1 protein-coding gene is annotated in these 1,970 nt (G+C 63.9%); it reads right to left on the bottom strand.

Annotated features, from left to right (window positions below):
* Positions 1–97 precede the first annotated feature (97 nt).
* Positions 98–1,348: a group II intron reverse transcriptase/maturase gene (ltrA, locus tag BQ8420_RS31105; protein WP_087104128.1), complete on the bottom strand. Its 1,251-nt coding sequence runs from the start codon at positions 1,346–1,348 to the stop codon at positions 98–100.
* Positions 1,349–1,970: the final 622 nt, after the last annotated feature.

Genomic DNA, 1,970 nt, shown 5'->3' on the forward strand with positions numbered 1-1,970 from the left:
ACAGCAAGGTCGGGTCGCCCGGAGGAGTCGCACCTCCGGGCTCCCACAGATCCCGGCGTGACAGTCTCCCGTCACCGGGCTCTTCTCAACCTCGCCGTCAGAACTCCGGGACCCACCGCCAGTGCGCAAAGAAGCGCGGGTACTGGCCGGTCGTGCGCTGCCATGCGGCGTGCGCTTTCTTGAAGGTCCTCAGCCGTTTGTACTTCTTCCTCATCCAGCGCACCAGGTAGACGTTGATGCGTCTGAGCAGCGGATAAAGCTCCGACCGATAGAACCGGCCGTAGTAGTTCATCCATCCTGACACGATCGGATTGAGCCACCGTGCGAGGTCCTGCTCGGAGAAGGGGGTTCGGCGGTGCAACCGCCAGGATCGCACCGTTTCGCTCATCTTCCGCATGGCGGTCTTGGAGACCGCCGGGCCGAAGCCCGTGAACACGGTCCCATGCCTGCTGCGAACTGCCCGCGCCCGGAACGTGAACCCCAGGAAGTCGAACGCCGTGTGCTCGAAAGAGCCCTTGCGCTTTCCGTCCTTGCAGTAGACGATCCGGGTCTTGTCCGGGTGGAGCCTCAGCCCGACCTGTTCCATCCGTTGCCCGATCGCCGAGACCAGCATCCTGGCCTGGCTCTCACTGCGACAGTGCACCACCGCATCATCGACGTACCTCTCGAACGGCACCGACGGGAACCGCCCGTCCATCCACTCGTCGAACGCATAGTGCAAGAACAGGTTGGCCAGCACGGGCGAAACCGCCGACCCCTGGGGAGTTCCACGATCCCGTTCGGCTTGCGAGCCGTCAGGCCGTTGCACGGGGGCGGCAAGCCACCGTTTGACATACAAAACGACCCAGGGCTGGTCAGTGTTGACCTCGACCGCCTTGACGATCAGATCCCAGGGCACGCTGTCGAAAAACTTCTGGATGTCGAGGTCGATCACCCAGTCGTTGCCCCAGCAGCGCTCCCGGCATCTGGCCACCGCGTCCAGCGCGGACCGGCCTGGCCGATACCCGTAGGAGTCGACATGGAACTTCGGTTCCACGACTCCCTCCAGCCGGGCGGCCACAACGGTCTGCGCGATCCGGTCCGCGACGGTCGGCACCCCGAGAACCCGGATGCCGTCGCCATGTGTTTTCGGGATCTCCACCGCCAGCACCGGAGGCGGGAAATAGCTGCCCGAGGACATCCGGTTCCAGATCTTGTAGAGGTTGCCCTTCAGATCCTTCTCGAAGTCCTCAATCGAGTAACCGTCCGCACCCGGCGCACCCTTGTTGGCTCGCACCTTCTGATAAGCGTCCCAGACCTCCTGCTTGGAAATGTCGAACGGCTTGTCTGATGGCCTCTGCTCGTCCACGCGACTCCTCCCGGCCACCGCAGCGCCCGGTTGATCTCATCAACGAACCACGGTCAAGCCGGCCCCTTCGCTCCCCACCCCACCGCATCAAGCAGGAGGATCGTCACTACTACGAGCCGGTCCGCCTGCGCGTCCCGCGACGGTACTCACCCCCTCGCGTTTCAGACGCTTGGGTAACTCCCTCTCGCCCCGCCCTTTCCTGGGCAGGGGCTGTGTCGGGACGCGCCATCCCACGTTCCACACGAGAGCAGCAAATCAAGATCGCGCCACCTCTGCGCCGGACACCGCCTGGCCAGTACTCGGGCCCCCGCCAGACTTATCCCGGGTTGAGCTTAAAGGCCCGGTTTCGATGTCACTTCATACCTAACGGCGCTTCCGCGGAGAACCCCTCACGAGGCTTTTGATGCAACGCCTTCTTGATCCCCACCTGACGCCTCATGGGCGCCTTTTCCCTCCCGCTCACCACGACAGTCTTCAGCTAACGCAGCGGAGGGCGGTTTGAAGCCTCCTCCCGAAAGGCGGCTCCGAAGGGCCAAATCCTTCATCTCCCGTGCAGCACCGCGCTCAGTCAGCCGCTACCACCGCCGATCTCACGCGCTCGTGGCACACAAGCCCCTGGTAG

The sequence above is a fragment of the Nocardiopsis sp. JB363 genome (genome assembly GCF_900143625.1).
Taxonomy (GTDB): Bacteria; Actinomycetota; Actinomycetes; order Streptosporangiales; family Streptosporangiaceae; genus Nocardiopsis.